Source organism: Undibacterium sp. Ji42W (assembly GCF_049340405.1).
GTDB lineage: Bacteria > Pseudomonadota > Gammaproteobacteria > Burkholderiales > Burkholderiaceae_D > Undibacterium.
Map to the genome: position 1 here is coordinate 307,778 of NZ_JBMPOV010000009.1, position 15,423 is coordinate 323,200.

The 15,423-nt window shown below is 50.9% G+C and carries 13 protein-coding genes; 4 read left to right on the forward strand and 9 right to left on the reverse strand.

Translation table 11 applies throughout. The features are described from left to right. Positions 1-4: 4 nt before the first annotated feature. From ACO0LG_RS20690 to ACO0LG_RS20715, 6 genes are read right to left on the reverse strand one after another with little or no spacing between them, the layout of a single operon-like run. A complete protein-coding gene (locus ACO0LG_RS20690) occupies positions 5-679 on the reverse strand; it encodes a hypothetical protein (protein WP_423029447.1) in 675 nt (224 codons plus the stop codon). Positions 680-702: 23 nt separating this feature from the next. Further along, positions 703-1,956, reverse strand: coding sequence for a hypothetical protein (locus ACO0LG_RS20695; RefSeq protein ID WP_423029448.1), 1,254 nt, complete (start codon positions 1,954-1,956; stop codon positions 703-705). A 2-nt stretch (positions 1,957-1,958) separates the two neighbouring features. After that, a complete protein-coding gene (locus tag ACO0LG_RS20700; RefSeq protein ID WP_423029449.1) occupies positions 1,959-2,699 on the reverse strand; it encodes an outer membrane lipoprotein-sorting protein in 741 nt (246 codons plus the stop codon). Between the two features lie 13 nt (positions 2,700-2,712). After that, positions 2,713-3,930, reverse strand: coding sequence for an ABC transporter permease (locus ACO0LG_RS20705; protein ID WP_423029450.1), 1,218 nt, complete (start codon positions 3,928-3,930; stop codon positions 2,713-2,715). Then, on the reverse strand, positions 3,927-4,604 hold the full coding sequence (locus ACO0LG_RS20710) for an ABC transporter ATP-binding protein (protein ID WP_110255816.1): 678 nt from the start codon (positions 4,602-4,604) through the stop codon (positions 3,927-3,929). Before ACO0LG_RS20710 ends, ACO0LG_RS20705 begins: the two co-directional genes overlap by 4 nt. Beyond that, on the reverse strand, positions 4,601-5,248 hold the full coding sequence (locus ACO0LG_RS20715; protein WP_423029451.1) for a hypothetical protein: 648 nt from the start codon (positions 5,246-5,248) through the stop codon (positions 4,601-4,603). Before ACO0LG_RS20715 ends, ACO0LG_RS20710 begins: the two co-directional genes overlap by 4 nt. Before the next feature lie 256 nt (positions 5,249-5,504). Here ACO0LG_RS20715 and ACO0LG_RS20720 point away from each other — a divergent pair, with 256 nt between their 5' ends. Beyond that, a complete protein-coding gene (locus ACO0LG_RS20720) occupies positions 5,505-6,626 on the forward strand; it encodes a DUF2855 family protein (RefSeq protein WP_423029452.1) in 1,122 nt (373 codons plus the stop codon). Here ACO0LG_RS20720 and ACO0LG_RS20725 read toward each other — a convergent pair. Continuing rightward, a complete protein-coding gene (locus ACO0LG_RS20725) occupies positions 6,623-7,420 on the reverse strand; it encodes a substrate-binding periplasmic protein (RefSeq protein ID WP_423029453.1) in 798 nt (265 codons plus the stop codon). The two genes, ACO0LG_RS20720 and ACO0LG_RS20725, sit on opposite strands and share 4 nt — an antisense overlap. A gap of 221 nt (positions 7,421-7,641) precedes the next feature. On the opposite strand from ACO0LG_RS20725, the gene ACO0LG_RS20730 reads away from it, so the two are divergent. The 3 genes from ACO0LG_RS20730 to ACO0LG_RS20740 all read left to right on the forward strand — a co-directional run bounded on the left by ACO0LG_RS20730 (position 7,642) and on the right by ACO0LG_RS20740 (position 9,740). Next, a complete protein-coding gene (locus ACO0LG_RS20730; RefSeq protein WP_422978289.1) occupies positions 7,642-8,022 on the forward strand; it encodes a tautomerase family protein in 381 nt (126 codons plus the stop codon). A 120-nt stretch (positions 8,023-8,142) separates the two neighbouring features. After that, positions 8,143-8,727, forward strand: coding sequence for a TMEM175 family protein (locus tag ACO0LG_RS20735; RefSeq protein WP_423029505.1), 585 nt, complete (start codon positions 8,143-8,145; stop codon positions 8,725-8,727). Between the two features lie 5 nt (positions 8,728-8,732). Next, positions 8,733-9,740: an alpha/beta hydrolase family protein gene (locus ACO0LG_RS20740; protein ID WP_423029454.1), complete on the forward strand. Its 1,008-nt coding sequence runs from the start codon at positions 8,733-8,735 to the stop codon at positions 9,738-9,740. 5 nt (positions 9,741-9,745) lie between these two features. On the opposite strand, the gene ACO0LG_RS20745 is transcribed toward ACO0LG_RS20740, so the two are convergent. Both ACO0LG_RS20745 and ACO0LG_RS20750 read right to left on the reverse strand, forming a co-directional pair. Beyond that, a complete protein-coding gene (locus tag ACO0LG_RS20745) occupies positions 9,746-11,746 on the reverse strand; it encodes a hypothetical protein (protein ID WP_423029455.1) in 2,001 nt (666 codons plus the stop codon). A gap of 161 nt (positions 11,747-11,907) precedes the next feature. Next, positions 11,908-15,252, reverse strand: coding sequence for a S41 family peptidase (locus ACO0LG_RS20750; RefSeq protein WP_423029456.1), 3,345 nt, complete (start codon positions 15,250-15,252; stop codon positions 11,908-11,910). Positions 15,253-15,423: the final 171 nt, after the last annotated feature.

Sequence of the window (15,423 nt, forward strand, 5' to 3'; positions counted from 1 at the left end):
CCTGCTAGTCTGGCTGATCGGTGGAAGCAGTAATGTCATTGGCGACGACGATCTGTTTTTCCAGCTCACTGTCAGGACGATAACTCCAGGCTGGCATGAACAGCAATACAAATAAAGACGCCAGTGCCGTAATGACACTGATCCAGATGACAAACTGGTTGGCCGCTATGCGTTCAGGGTAGATATGAGTGACAGCGCCCAGGCCTATAGCATTCGCCGCTGCCACCAGCACTGCACAGGCATAATCCTGGAAACGCCTGGCCTTGTTGGCACTCTTGGCCCAGCGTGGATCAGTGTTATAGCTGGGCAGGTGCAAATGGGCATCTTCCAGCCTCTCCAGCGTTGCCAGGAAATGGCGCAAATTCGTGATCGAGCGTTCTGCCTTGTAATTCAAAAATGTCAGGCAAATCGATGCGACAGGAAAACCCATGACCAACCATTCTACTGGCAGCTTGCTGCTGGGCTCTCCAGGCTTTAATGCCACCAGCGCTGCCAGCAGGCTGACCACCAGGGTCACATACAGGGCCAGCGCCTGATGTCTTTGTGCTATGCGGGTATTGACTTCCTGGTTGGCGGCGATGAAACGGTAATTGGCATCAACATGGGATTTTGACATGGGGCGGCTTTCAGCGATTTGGAGCAAGCCGATATTATCGCTTAAATCGTCGCTGAAATTCACGCTGAAACTGCCCGTGCCTATATTCAAAATGCCCAAGTAGCAGAAACATAGGCCGTTTTGCTATCTGGCAGTTGCGCCAGTATTGCCTTGCCTGGCCCGCCATAAATACGCAAACCAACATTGATACTGATGCGGTCACCCTGCCAGCCCAGTGCAGCTGTGATGATGCGGCCATTGTCTTCTGGGGTCCAGAGTACATCCAGCGAAGGTTGCCAGTCATTCTTTTGCCAGCTCCAGCGTGCAAACACATTCTTGCGACGGATATTGCCAGAGGCAGACAGCGCCTGGTTTTGCCAGGCCAGGTTATAGCCAATTATTTGCTGCATTTGCGGCAAGTGATTGACGCTGCCCTGCAAAGCAAGGTTGCGCTTGTTCCAGTTTTGCCACTCAGTATCTGACAATGCGGTGCCATCCCACCAGGCTTCGAGGAAAAAACTGTGTTGCGATTCCGTCGTGTAGTTTGCACCCAGCATGGCTTGCACGATATTGTTTTGCGTATTATTTTGCCATGGGCTGGTGCGTTGCAGTAATGTGGGATCTGCATTCATGCGCAAGCCCATATTTCTTTGCATAAAGCGCAAGGAGCCGTGCACCTCCATTTCATCCGTCGCCACCCACGAAGCAGCAGCACCCAGGCTGCCACCGCTCTTTTGACCATAACGGCCAAAGCCATGCAAGTCAACGCCACCAGCATGATGATAAACCCGTGCTGCCAGGGCTTGCTCATCAGCCACATCCGTTGTTGCAGCGTGGCCAGGATTGACCCAGACCGTGGACACCGAAGTATTTGCATTGAAATAATCCAGACTGGCCACAGGTTTGCCGATGACGGTAGTGCTGATCAACGAGCGACGCTTTTCCTGCGCCACTACATCATTCGGGCGAAAACCATAACCCACATCCCAGGCGATGGTTTTTTTACCAGCACTGAACTGCCATGCGCCATCACCCAGGCTGCCATACAGTTCATTGAGCCATCCCGTGGCCTGGGTGCGCCCACCATCATTCATTTGCCCCTGCAAGGTGGCAACAGCATTGATACCTTTGCCACTGGCCCGCAATTCGGTTTCCATCACCCCCAGTTGGGTATTCCTGCTGCTCAAGCCAGGGGCGAGTTGATTGGCAATTGCCAACTGACTGGCGCTATTGCTGGTATAGCTATTGACCAGACCACGCACCTGACCGCTGAAGTCTGTATCTTCAGCGATGGCAAAAACAGGCGTGCAAAGCAGAGCCGCAAGCAACACTCTCAACGCAGGATTTGTAAGATCTGACATACTTACTCCAGGCTGGGGTTCTTGGCCAGGAACATGGGGTTCAGCCATTGTTCAGGCACCGTCTTTTGTTTGCGGCTGAGATAGCGCACGCGTGTTTCTTTATGACTGCTCAATTGATCCAGCAAGATCATCTCGGACACAGCAGTCGGTGCTTGCGGTTTGTCCAGTACAAAACTGGCTTGCTTGGCGAGTTTTTCTGACTGCACATACAAATCCGCTTTGATGGGCTCATGGCGGAGCTTGCCCAGCCACAGTTCTATGCGCTGATAAGCCACGGATTTACGTACTGCGTTCAAGCTCAGATGTACACAGGCTTTGTCGTCGCATTTTTCTTCTGCAACGATCTTGCCGGCGTAGTCTTGCGACCAGCTCATGGTGGCAATGTCACCGATAGAGGCATCTCCCAACAATTTTTGCATGGGCGTGATGCGAAGAGGGCGCTGGCTACCAGGCAAGAGCATCCAGAAATCATCACCCAGCATCAAGACCTTTTGGCCTTTTTCTGCCGGGCTTTTCATGAGTACCAAGGATTGATGATTAGCTTGCGAAAATACCAGATAGTTTCTTTCTTTTTCCTTGCTGCCATCTTTGGCAAAGGTAGTGATCTCGGTTTCTACCTGCATGTTTTCTGTACCGACCCTGAACTGATCAGCCGCTTTCAGGTAGTCACTGACTTCATCTGCCCTTGCCAGACCTGTTGCTGCTGCCAGCAGCAAGGCTGCGATGTATATGGTTGTTTTCATTTTTATTTCAGTCTCAGTTATGTGACAGTGCATCCACGATGGGCTGTTGCAGGGTTTTGCGGGCGATGAAGGCTGACGACAGCATCGACAAGCTAATCATCACGAACACCGTGATGGCATACATGGCAGCATCAATCGTGATCAGTAAGGGGTAACCGCTGGAGCGGCCAGGTGGTGGTGGCATTTCTACCGGGAATACGATGAGCAGCAGCGCAACGGTAATCGCCAGCAAGGCACCGACGATGGCACCAGTACCGCCAAGTATCATCCCTTCAAAGGAGAAGCTGCGTATCAATTGCCCTGGCAAAGTGCCCATGGCGCGTAGTGTGCCAACTTCACGGGTACGTTCTATGATAGCCATGGCCATGGCATTGGCAACCACGAACACCACGATGACACTGATGATGACACCGAGTGCACCAAAGATGCGGTTATATAAATCACGTACAGATTTATAAAAGAAGGCTTGTTCCAGCCAGCTTTGTACCGTCAGTTCAGGAAAGACTTTTGCCAGTCTGGCTTGCGCAGGCAAGGTCGCATCCATGGTGTTCAGGAATACACCGAGGCTGGAAATACGCTGGGTATTCAACAGCTTTTGTGCAGTCTTGATATTCGAATACACCAGGCGTTTATCGAGGTCAGGCACACCAGTAGATACCAAGCCCTTGACGGTGACATCAACGGCGTTCAAAGCACCGTCAGTCGTGCTGGCCATCAGTGTCAGGCTGCTGCCGGGTTTGGCTTTCAGGCTGCGTGCCAGTGCGTCACCCAGGACGATTTCTGCCTCTGCTGATTCGGTTTGCAGCAGTTCACCTTCTTTCAATGACAGGGTGGGGCCTTTGACCGAGAATTCAGCATCCGGGTCTATACCTACCGCCATCATGATCGTTGACTTGTCGCCATTGCTGATCAGGCCGCTGTATTCTATGCGTGGCAAGACATAGCGCACGGCAGGGTCTGCCAGTAGCTTGCTTTGCAGGGCAGCTGCATTTTCCAGACCATATTGCAAAGGTACATCCTGGTCGCTGGTGAAGTGCTGAGGCTTGCCTATGATGAGGTGGCCAGTGCTGCGTGCCGATATCTGCGCCAGGCCTTCATAAGTCGAATAGGCAAAACCACCGGCCAGCAGGATGGCCGCTGTACCTAAAGCTGCGATCACCACGGTAACGGCAGAACGGCGGCGGTTGCGCAGGGTATTGTAAAAGGCAAATTTGAGCCAGCTGAGTTTCATTGCAATCTCCCATCCAGCAGCGACACGATGCGGTCGCTGCGGCTAGTCAGGCGGTTATCATGGCTGGCGATGATGAAGGCCACGCCTTCAGCATGACCACGTTCACGCATCAGGTCCAGCACCTGGTCGGCAGTGTGTGAATCCAGACTGGCCGTGGGTTCGTCGGCAATCACCAGGCTGGGGCGTTTGATGAGTGCGCGGGCAATCGCCACCCTTTGACGCTGACCACCAGAGAGGGCATCCGGCAAATGCTGGGCATGCTCATGCAGGCCAACGGCCTTCAATTGTGCAGCCACCCGCTCACGTCGTTCTGCTGCTGGCACACCCGTCAGGAAGAGTGGGTAATCCACATTCTCTGCCACTGTCATGACAGGTACCAGGTTAAAGCTTTGAAATATAAAACCTATGGTGTCGCGTCTTTGCAGGGTTTTTTGTGTTTCATTGTATTCATTGATGTTGACACCGTTGAGCAAGATGTCGCCGGCGTCTGCATGATCTATCAATCCACACAGGTTGAGTATCGTGCTTTTGCCGCTGCCAGACGGGCCGGTCAGGGCCAGCAATTCACCACGCTGCAGTGTCAGGTCCACACCTTGCAAAGCCTTGACGACATGGGCACCCAGTTGATAGGTTTTATGAACTGCATGCAGTTCTATGGCAGGTGCCAGGCTCATGATGAGATACCTTTCAACATGGCCTTGGCTGCATCTGCCTGTGGCGCATTTTGTTTGACCACTTCACTCAGGTAACGCTTGGCATCTTCAGGACGTTTTTGTTCATTCGCAAGACTGGCAGCGCGCATCAGTACTGATCCACGAAAACCGGGTTCAGCCTTATCAAACTGCTTGTGCTCCAGCACTTCATTCAAGAGCTTGACCCCACGCGGGCCGCGGTTCATGAAAGCCGGCACGGCCAGGAAGGTGCTGGCGGCAACATATTTGACTTCCAGTATCACTGGCGTGCTGCCATGCGCTTGCGCATTGTCATTGGCGGCGGCTAGTTGCAGGGCTTTTTCCAGTATCGCCATGCCATCTTCTGCATAAGACATTTTTTTCCAGGGGAACATCGTGGTCACCGCCAGCCTGCCTGTGCTGGCACCGGCATAGGCCATGATCAAAGGGCTGGTGGGGTCTTGTTTGAGCAAGTCATTGAAAGCATTTGCTGCGGCTTCTTCACTACCCTTGGCAGACTGGGTGAATTGCTGGAAGGCGGTTTGGAACTGCTGCTCAGAAAATGCCATGGCCTGGCTGCTGACTAGCAAGGCCAGGCTGCTTACCAACAGAATTTTTTTACTGGTAGTGAGGTGAAATGCGCGCATGTGTATCTCCTGTTTGTTTACATGTGATTGGTGTTTGCGACAAGTAGGAGATTAAAGTCGGGCCGTTTCAGCCTCAATGGGGATGCGATGAGGTAGATAAGTTTGCCGTGAACGGTAGTAAAAATGGCGCGAATGGAAGAAGCATTGCGCGAGCTTGTTTGGTCAATAATGAAATATCGGCGAGACAAGAAAAATTTCCTGAATCATGTGATACTAGATTTTCAATGTACACTCCCTGATAAAAATGACCGAGACCATGAAAAATCCAGCCAAAGAATTTATTGTCAATAAAAGCAATTTATTGGAATCCGTATTCAAGCCCCTGCATGTGCCTTCTGGAGCTGAATTGCAAGAGGGTCAAGTCGTATTGCAGGTTGAGCGGTTTGCGTTCACGTCGAATAACGTGACTTATGCCGCCTTTGGCACTGCCATGCAGTACTGGAATTTTTTTCCTACGGATGATGGCTGGGGCAATATCCCGGTTTGGGGTTTTGGCGATGTGCTGGCTTCGAAAGCAGAAGGAGTCGAAGTTGGAGAACGTTTTTATGGTTACTACCCCATGGCTACCCATTTGACGGTACAGGCGACGCGAGTGTCCCCTGGTGGCTTTGTCGATGGTGCAGAACACAGGCAGGCAATGCATGGGCTGTACAATCATTATGTCAGGACTACGACAGATCCTGGCTACACCAAAGAGTCTGAAGACGTACAGGTCTTGTTGCGCCCCTTGTTCATCACCTCATTCATGATCGATGATTTTCTTGAAGACAATCAGTTCTTTGGTGCGCAGACAGTGTTGATCTCCAGTGCCTCCAGCAAGACTGCTTATGGCCTGGCATTCATGCTGTCGCTGCGCAAGGATAAGACTTGCAAGATCATAGGCCTGACTTCGCCGGGTAATCTCGAATTCGTGCGAAATATGGCTATATATGATGATGTCATCAGTTACGACCGAGTCACTGAGTTGGCTGCTGATCAGGGCGTAGTGTATGTCGATATGGCTGGCAATGGACAATTGCGCAGCCAGTTGCATCATCATTTCAACGACAACATGAAATACAGTTGTGCTGTGGGTGGCACGCATTGGGAAGAATTGAGTGGCGGATCAAACCTGCCCGGCGCAAAACCTACCCTGTTCTTCGCACCGGCGCAAATCAAGAAGCGCATGACAGACTGGGGGCCAAATGGCGTTCAATCCCGTTTGGCACTGGCCTGGCAGGCTTTCATGCATCCGGTTATGAGTGCAGAAAAACCCTGGATGCAGGTGATACATGGCCAGGGGGAGACGGCAGTGCGGCAAGTCTATGACGATATGCTGAGTGGCGCTGCAAGGCCGGATCAGGGTAATGTCCTGACTTTGCTCGAGGCAGGGCTTTAGTTTTTCCAGAGGGCGGGCAAGTCGCCAGACTTCCTGCCCTTGATGATGGCTGCATTAATCTTATTGATCACATCTGATCTGGTATTGATACCAGAGGTGAAATGGATAGGATCGACCAGTAGGGGTTTGGTAAATACCTTGATACCATAGTTCATCTGTGTCTCGTTACGCAGGTTCTTTTCATCCAGGTAAAGATTGAGTTCTGCTTCCAGGTCTTTGGCATTTGGCATGCGTGAATTGACCAGCATGACATCCATGCGGCCCGATAAAAGTTTCTTCAGGCGCGAGCTGTTTTGTGGTTGGTCTTCTTCTACGCGAAACATGACATTACGCAATTTATCAATATCATCGCCGAAGCGTATGCCCCTGACTATGCCGACTGATTTACCTTGCAAATCGCTGGTGCCGGCATATTTCATGTGCGTATCGTCTCTTGCCACGACCCAGACAAAATCTGAAAAAACGGCATCTGAATAGCGCATGGTTTTCAACCGTTCACTATTTTTCGATAAACCAAATCCCAGTCCTTCACCCTTGCCTATGTTTTCTATGACGCGGGGCAGGGGATAGCGACGCACCTCAAATTTCACATCCATGGCGCGTTCAAAATAGGCGATGATTTTTTGGTTCTCTGGCCGGATGGGCGCAATCTCACCATTTTCATCGCGGGTTTCTGCGAGTAGCAAAGGCAGGATCGTTTCAGCATGCGCTGTTGATTGCAGGCAGTATAGACAGAGCAACATCCCTATAAAACGGGACGCGCTCAGCAAAACGGCTTGGTGCTTGTCTGACATGCAATGTTTTCGTGCGGAAATGATGTGCGATGATACCTTCGCTGATATGCGCTTGTATAGCTGTCTTTAGGTAAGGATTTGTTAAGCGGCGCCTGACATAACCTAAATGCCGGGAAGCCTAACTAAAATAAACATAAACAATTTCAAAAGAGCTATTTAATTTGCTATTATGGAAATAAGCTTCTTTAAGAAGTCGCAGTTTTTGTAGAAAAGGAGACATCATGCCCCTCGTCACCATTACCGTCTGCAAACCCAAGTCCCTGCTGTTCAAAGAGACTGTCCTGAATGCCGTGCACGCGGCATTGATAGAAGCGGGTGTGCCAGAGAAAGACAAGTTTCAGCGCATACTGGAACTTGATACCGAAAACTTCCGCTTTGATACCCACTACCCTGATCTGCACAAGGACAGGAACCAGGACTTTGTTCTGATCGAGATACTCTGGTCAGTCGGGCGCAGTGTACAGATCAAGAAAAAGTTACTGGACACGCTCATGAAGCGTCTTTGCGACAAGAGCATGAATCCAGAAAACATCATGGTCTGCTTCAGGGAAACCGCCTGGGAGAACTGGTCGTTCGCTGGCGGCAGGCTATTGCACACCTGAGGCGCTGACCACATCAGATGCGCATCCGCACGCTTACTCTGGCGTCACAAAGTTTTTTGCTGGCGCTGGACAAACATATCCGTCAGAATAATTAAAGTTTAACAAGACGGAGCAAGCATGATGGGCAAAACCAGACTGGAAGCATTCAGCGATGGCGTGATCGCTATCCTGATCACCATCATGGTGCTGGAAATGAAGGTACCGCATGGCGGCACACTGGAAATCCTGCTGCCTGTGTGGCCGGTATTCCTCAGTTATATACTGAGCTTCGTCTACGTGGGAATTTACTGGAATAACCATCATCATATGCTGCACACCTGCCGCAGGGTGACCGGCGGTATTTTATGGGCTAACCTGCATTTGCTGTTCTGGCTTTCACTGATTCCATTTGCTACTGGCTGGGTAGGCGAAAATCATTTCGCCCCTATCCCGGCGGCCTTATATGGCGCGGTTTTGCTGATGTCGGCGATTGCCTATTTCATTCTGCAACAGCAGATCATTGCTACTCAAGGCGAAGATTCATTGCTGAAAAAAGCGGTGGGCGCAGACTGGAAGGGCAAGCTCTCGCCAGTGGTCTATGCTACAGGCATGATGCTGGCTTGCTGGTATCCCCTGTTGGCGATGGCAATGTATGTCACGATGGCCCTGATATGGCTGATACCTGACCGCCGCATAGAAAAAGTTCTCAAAAACCACGAAGAGTAAATCCCATGCGCATGATGATATTTGCCGCGGCTTTGGTGACAGTCATTTTTTGCACATCGGCCATCGCGAGGCAGGCCGATTATGATCAGGATATCGTACTTGCTACCAAGGGCGGCAAGATTGATGGCAGCCTGCTCATGCCTGCCAATGGGGTGAAGCCGCTTGTTGTATTGATGATTGCTGGTTCTGGCCCCACTGACAGGGATGGCAATACGGTCGGACTGCAAGGCAAGAATGACTCACTGAAAATGCTGGCAGCATCCATGGCACAGGCTGGGGTAGCATCGGTACGCTTTGACAAGCGTGGCATCGCTGGCAGTGCAGGTGCAGCAGCATCTGAAGCTGATTTGCGCTTTGAAATCTATGTGCAGGATGCCGTGGCCTGGATAAGGCTGCTAAAAGCAGATGCACGGTTTTCTGGTGTTGCCATACTCGGTCATAGCGAGGGCTCGCTGATCGCCATGCTGGCTGCGCAGCAAGAAGCCGTCAAGGCATACATCTCTGTAGCAGGTCCGGCGAAAAATGCTGCCGATGTCTTGCGGTGGCAATTGCAAGGCAAATTGTCACCGGCGCTGGCTGCCAGTAATGAAGAAATCCTGAGCGCTTTACAGGCGGGCAAAACCTATGCTGAAGTACCGCCAGAATTAAAGATGCTGTACCGCGCTAGCGTGCAGCCATATCTGGTTTCCTGGTTCCGTTACACGCCGGAAAAAGAGATCGCCAAATTGACTTGCCCGGTCTTGCTGGTACAGGGCGACAAAGACATACAGGTGGATGCGGCGCAATTGACAGCGCTTACACTTGCCAAACCAGATGTTGAAAGCCTGCTGGTACACGATATGAACCATGTGCTGAAAATCACAGGCGATAATACTGCACAACAAATGGCTTCTTATACTGATCCGGTTTTGCCTCTGGCTCCTGAATTGACTAAAGGCCTGAATTCCTTTTTGCGTGACAGGCTTAAAAGCAATCTCATGACCAGTCGCTTGCCGTATAAAGTGTTGCCTTGATTTGTTCAAATATTGACGTTGATGTTACCGGCCGCATCTTCTTTTTCTGGCTCACCCAGTTCTTCTGCCTGGTGATAAGCCGCGTCAGCCTCTGCATCATGACGCTGGCTCTGCGCATGTTCATGCAGATCGAGGGTGACGGGTTCTACCACTGTGACCGGCTCAGGCGCTGTGACTTCGTCACTCTCTGCCGACCGCAGTTTGTCTATGCTATCAGCCTGTATGCCGTCCTTGACCCTGTAGGCAGCGACTGCGGCAGAAATCAGAGGATTGATGCTGGCCTGTATGCTGGTGACCGCATTGGCTGTGATTACTGCGCTATTGCTGACAGGCGTGGTTTGTTCAATTGCAGTAGCGTTGGCTACAGGGGTGACAACTGTTGTTGATACCGGGTTGGCTGATGCCGCCTGACTGTTCGCCGCTATATTATTCGCAGCAACCGTGGCCTGGTTGATGGTGTCCAGCGTCTTGCTGACTTCATCAAATGTGGAAGGGGTAGCAGCCGTTGCCTTGCCATTATTTATCGTTGCACTGCTGTCTGCATCAGAAGCAGCGTTCTCATTTAATTTCGTTGATTTTGCAGCTACCTGATTCTCCAGCTGACTTTCTGTCAGCAGTGACGATGGTGTCGTGGCGTTGGCGGCGAGTTTATTTTCAGCAGCCAGAGTGCCCTGTGGTGTGGTGCTATCCAGATTATCTGATGACAATGTTTGTGTTGCTGTTGGCGTGGCGGCTTGTGTGGTGGTTTGTGTTGTGGTTTGTGTATTCAGTGCCTGTGAAGACGCATTGGCAGCAAGATCAGTGGCATCTGTTGTAGCTGTTGCAGTTGCATTCGTACTCGTGTCCTCAGCTATTGCTTGCGTATTCAATGCCGCACTTGAGGCATCGGTGCTCGTATCTGGGGCGGGAATAATCGTTGTTGCCTCAGCAGGGGTATTTGTTGTCTCTATATTGGATTGAATGCTAGCTGCAACATTATTGGTCGCGGACAAATTTGCGGTACTTGTTGCTGGTGTTGGCGGTATGCCAGGCGCTGCCTGCGTTGCATTGTTTGCGGATTCAGTATTTGCGCTGGTGCCTACTGCCTGCGAATTTCTGGTGATATCAATGGCAGCGCGCAAGGCTTCATCTTCCAGAGTCTGTTGCAGTTGTATATCGGCTGTACTTGTGTTGGTATTTGAAGTCGTGGATGCGTTAGCGGCCGTATCGGCTGGAGCATTCACTGCTGCTTCATTCAACGTGTCGGGTGAGACTGTGGTGCTGACATCGTTGGTATTGGCATTGCTGGTTGAAATTGAATTTGCCACATCAGTGTTTTCAGTCGCACTCGCATTAGTAGCATCAGCAGCGACAGTAGCCAGCAGATTGCCAGAAGCCAGTTCCTGATTCTGTGTAAGGACCGTGCTCTCCGCGCTGCCCAATACCTGTAATGCCTGCGTCAATAATGTTGCCGTTCCTTCAGGCTTTGCGGTGAGTGCATTTTGAAAAGCATTCACATCCAGCATGAGCAAGCTATTGCTGTCTGGCTGGGCAGCATTTTGCAAATTGATTCCTATGTCAGCTAACTGCTCGAACAGGCTACTGCCGTCTGCATTTTGTGCACCCGCATTCATTACCTGCAATAGACTGTCACTACTGTCAGGTATCAAAGGGTTTTCAGTCAGACTTGAATTGCTGGCTTGCAGTTGATTGAATGCAGCGACAAATGAAGTTGCAATCGCAGTGATCTGGGCAATGTCTGCCTTGGTTTGCGCTGTATCTGTCTGATTCGCAGCATTAACAGTTGCTGAGACATTGGCGGTCTGCCTGCTTTGCAGGCGCGCCGTGTAGGCCAGCAATTCACCCAAGGGAGAAACGTCGACAGTGATGTTATCGCCGCGTATCGAATCAAGCAAGCCGGGATTGCTGCTTGTTATGGGGAACAGCGGCTTGATCGTACCGCTATTGATGGCGGATACTGCTTGCAATGTTGATGTTGTCACTGGACTGATGGGCGAGATAATCATGCGCTACCTGCTTTCCGAGAACTTACTTTTATACGTATTTACAGTTTATATCTGCTTTCGTAAATACTCTGTACGTTGCCTCACTTAAGGCAAAAAAATATCCTCATCGTGTTTAGCTATGAGGATATTTTAAGCGGCAAGAAAAATTACTTGGCTGACATCTATTTCAATGGTGGAATGACTTGCGGCACCATGGCCTTGACCGGCTGTTCTTTCAATTTTTTCTCCAGCAATTGTATTGCTGCTTCCAGTTGCTGGTCTTTGCCGTTGAAGGTTGCGTGCGGCAGATTCTCTACTTCGACATCTGGTACGACGCCTATGCCTTCTACCAGCCAGCGGCCATCCATGCCAAACTGGGCGTTTTCTGCTGCCCTGATCATGCCATTGTCAGACAAGGTATTGTTATCTGACAGCCAGACACCTGCACCGGCGGTGCGTTTGCCTACCAGCGGCCCCAGCTTCAAGGCCTTGATGCCGGCGGCAAAGGTTTCGCCATCAGAATAAGTCAACTCATCTACCAGCACCACCAGATGGCCACGGAAAGTTTGCTGCATATTGGTGTACGGTGCAGAGGTTGGTGATGCCCAGTAAGCCCATGCCTTGCGCAAGAGTTTTTCTATGATCCAGCTATCGATATTGCCACCACGGTTGCGGCGCACGTCGATGATGAGTCCATCGCGTTCTATATTGCTGTAAAAGTCACGGGCAAAGCTGTTGATGTCTTGTGTACCCATGGCACGCAAATGCAGGTAACCAATACGGCCTTGCGATGCCTTGTTGACTTCCTCGCTACGGCTTTGTTCCCAGTCGCTATAACGCAGATTCGCATGCTTCATCATATTGACAGGTGTGACGATGACCGCACGGGCGGCCTGTTCACCACGCTTGACATGCAGTAATACCTGCTTGTCTGCCTGGTTGATCAGCAGGTCTGATATGTCGCGCGCTTCAAGCACAGCCTGACCATTGATGGCGGTGATGATGTCGCCTTCCTTGATGTCCAGATCGGGTTGTGATAGAGGGGTACGCTCGGATGGCAATTCAGCTTCGGTATGATAGATATGGTCGATGCGGTATCCACCATTGGTCCGGCTCAAAACCGCACCGAGTGAGGCAGCTTGCCCTTCCGGCGCGGCGCGGCGCACATCCCCTGGGCGGCTTTGTGAATGCAGGGTGCTGACTTCGCTGGCCATCATGCCCAGTACATCATTCAATTCAGCCCTGTCGGTGATACGGTCTATCAGCGGGGCATATTTGGTACGTACCTTGTTCCAGTCTACGCCACGCATTTTGTCGTCAAACAAGAAGTCCCTGTGCATGCGCCAGGCATCGGCATACATTTGCTGCCATTCAAGTTTGGGGCTGAGGAAGAAAGTCCAGTCGTTCATATTGACTTTGGATTTGCTGACATCACCCGGTTGTTTTGCACCTGCTTCGACAACATAGAATTCATTTGGGCCAGTGCCGATTTGCTGGCGGTAAAATACATGTTTCTTGTCGGCAGATAAATCAAACTGGCGTATGTTGCCAGCAAAAATATCAGGCTGTGGAGAAGTCTTGCTGATCGCCAGGGTTTTTAAAACAGCCTTGCCATCAGTGCCTTCCAGCTCTGAGAAATAAATACGCTTGTCGTCTATCGCCAGATCACGGTAATTACCATAGGCAAGCGGCACCTGGTACAAACGCTCGACCAGACCAGCATACTGTATTGCTGGCAGGACAGGCTTGGCGGGTTTCTTTACTTCTTCAGTTTTGTCGGTAGGTTTGTCTTTTGACTTGTCTGCGCTCTTGTCGTCGGTTTTTTCTTTGTCCTTATCTTTTTCTTTATCCTTGTCTGCTGCTTTGTCACTAGACTTGCTTAACTCATCGTCTGCTTTGAAAGGAAAGCGGTTACCTGCTTGCAGAGCCAATGCATACAAGCCGGTACGCTTTTCAAAGTGCGGGCCCATATTGCGGTCACCCCAGGGCGCGCGGTTGCTGACCTGGAAATTACGTTCTGAGTAAAAATACAGCCAGCGTCCATCTGGCGAAAATACCGGTGCGTGTGAGTTATAGCGGTCGCTGGTGACAAAGTGAATTTGCTTGCTTTCTACAGAATACAAACCTATCTGCGGTCTCTGTAATTTATTGTCAGCCCTGACGATGGCGATGGTTTTACTATCGGGTGACCAGATCACTTCTTCCTGTCTTTCCGCACCTATCTTGCCGGCATCATCAATTATCTGGTTGGTCTTGGTTGCAAGATCCAGCAACCACAACTTGCCGCGCTTGTCGGAATGCGCCAGCCATTTGCCATCAGGGGAGGGGATGATACGATAGCGGTGTACGTCACCGTTGCTCGTCAGGACTTCTGGTTTGCCGAGGCCGTTGGCAGGAAATTTCCAGATTTCATTTTCACCAGTAGTATCGACGATGGCATATACGGATTTGTCATCATGTGAAAACACGGCTTCGCGGGCGCGGGCGTTTTCTGGTACTGGCAAGTCTATGCGTCTTTGCGGGCCTGAACCAGCAATCGTCAGGCGGCCGCGGACGGTGAACAGCAGACGCTCTTCTTTGCCAGCGATTTCTATATTCGATACATACTCCATAGGGTTTTTGATCTGGCGCTTGCGCTGCTGATCAAAGTCGGATACCAGGTCTATATTCAGGGTCTGGTCTTTGGCACTGCTGATGTCGAGTACATGCAAGTCGGCACCCAGTTGATAGGCTATCTTGCCATCGGCTATGCTAGGGTTGCGTACATCCCATTCCTTGTGTTGGGTCAGGACGCGGGCATCTGTGCCATCAGGATTGGCGCTCCAGATATTGAAGGCACCATTGCGGTCGCTGATAAAGTAGAGCTTGCCCTTCCATAGCATGGGGCGACGGTTATTGCTTCTGTCGTCGGCAAATAATTGCGTGGCTTCGGTCTTGGCCTGTACGTCATAACGCCAGACTTGTGCAGTAGCACCACCGCGATATTGCTTGGCGTTGTCATTCGTCATGTGCAGGCCAAAGCGGGTGAAGTACAGATACTTGCCGCTATCGTCGAGCACAGCTTCATTCGCATCTGCCACCGGAAAAACCCTGCGCATCAGGGTTTGTGGATTGATGGCGGCGATGATGCGGTGCGAAGCCGGGCCGCTACTGTTCAATGTTGTTACCAGTACTTCACCATTGGCAGTCCAGCCTAATACGGATACCTGGTCATTTTCAAAACTGATGCGCTTTGGCACACCACCTGCCATGGGCATGACATAAGCTTCGGTCGCCCCTTCATAAGCGGCTGAAAACGCCAGCCACTTGCCATCTTGTGAAATGGCGGGCAAGACTTCTGCTGCAGGATGGCTGGTCAGCCTTTGTGCCTGGCCACCGCTGCTTGCCACTTTCCATAGATCGCCTTCCGCAGTAAACACCACAGCATCACCACGTATGCTGGGGAAACGATAATACGCTGGTGCAGCAAATACAGTTGTTGCCAGACTGGTCAGGCTAAGAGCGAGGGCGAGTTTGCTTAGTCTCATTGTTATTCTCGAAAATGGGTTTGAATGGTTTTTTTAAAATACTTGTACAAATTAAAAGACAAATGACAAAGTGGTGCTGCAAACAAAAACAGCCTCAAGTACATGCAAAGGCTGCCTCAAGTACATACAAAGGCTGGGTACAAGCTATAAAGCTATATCAACAACGGGGAT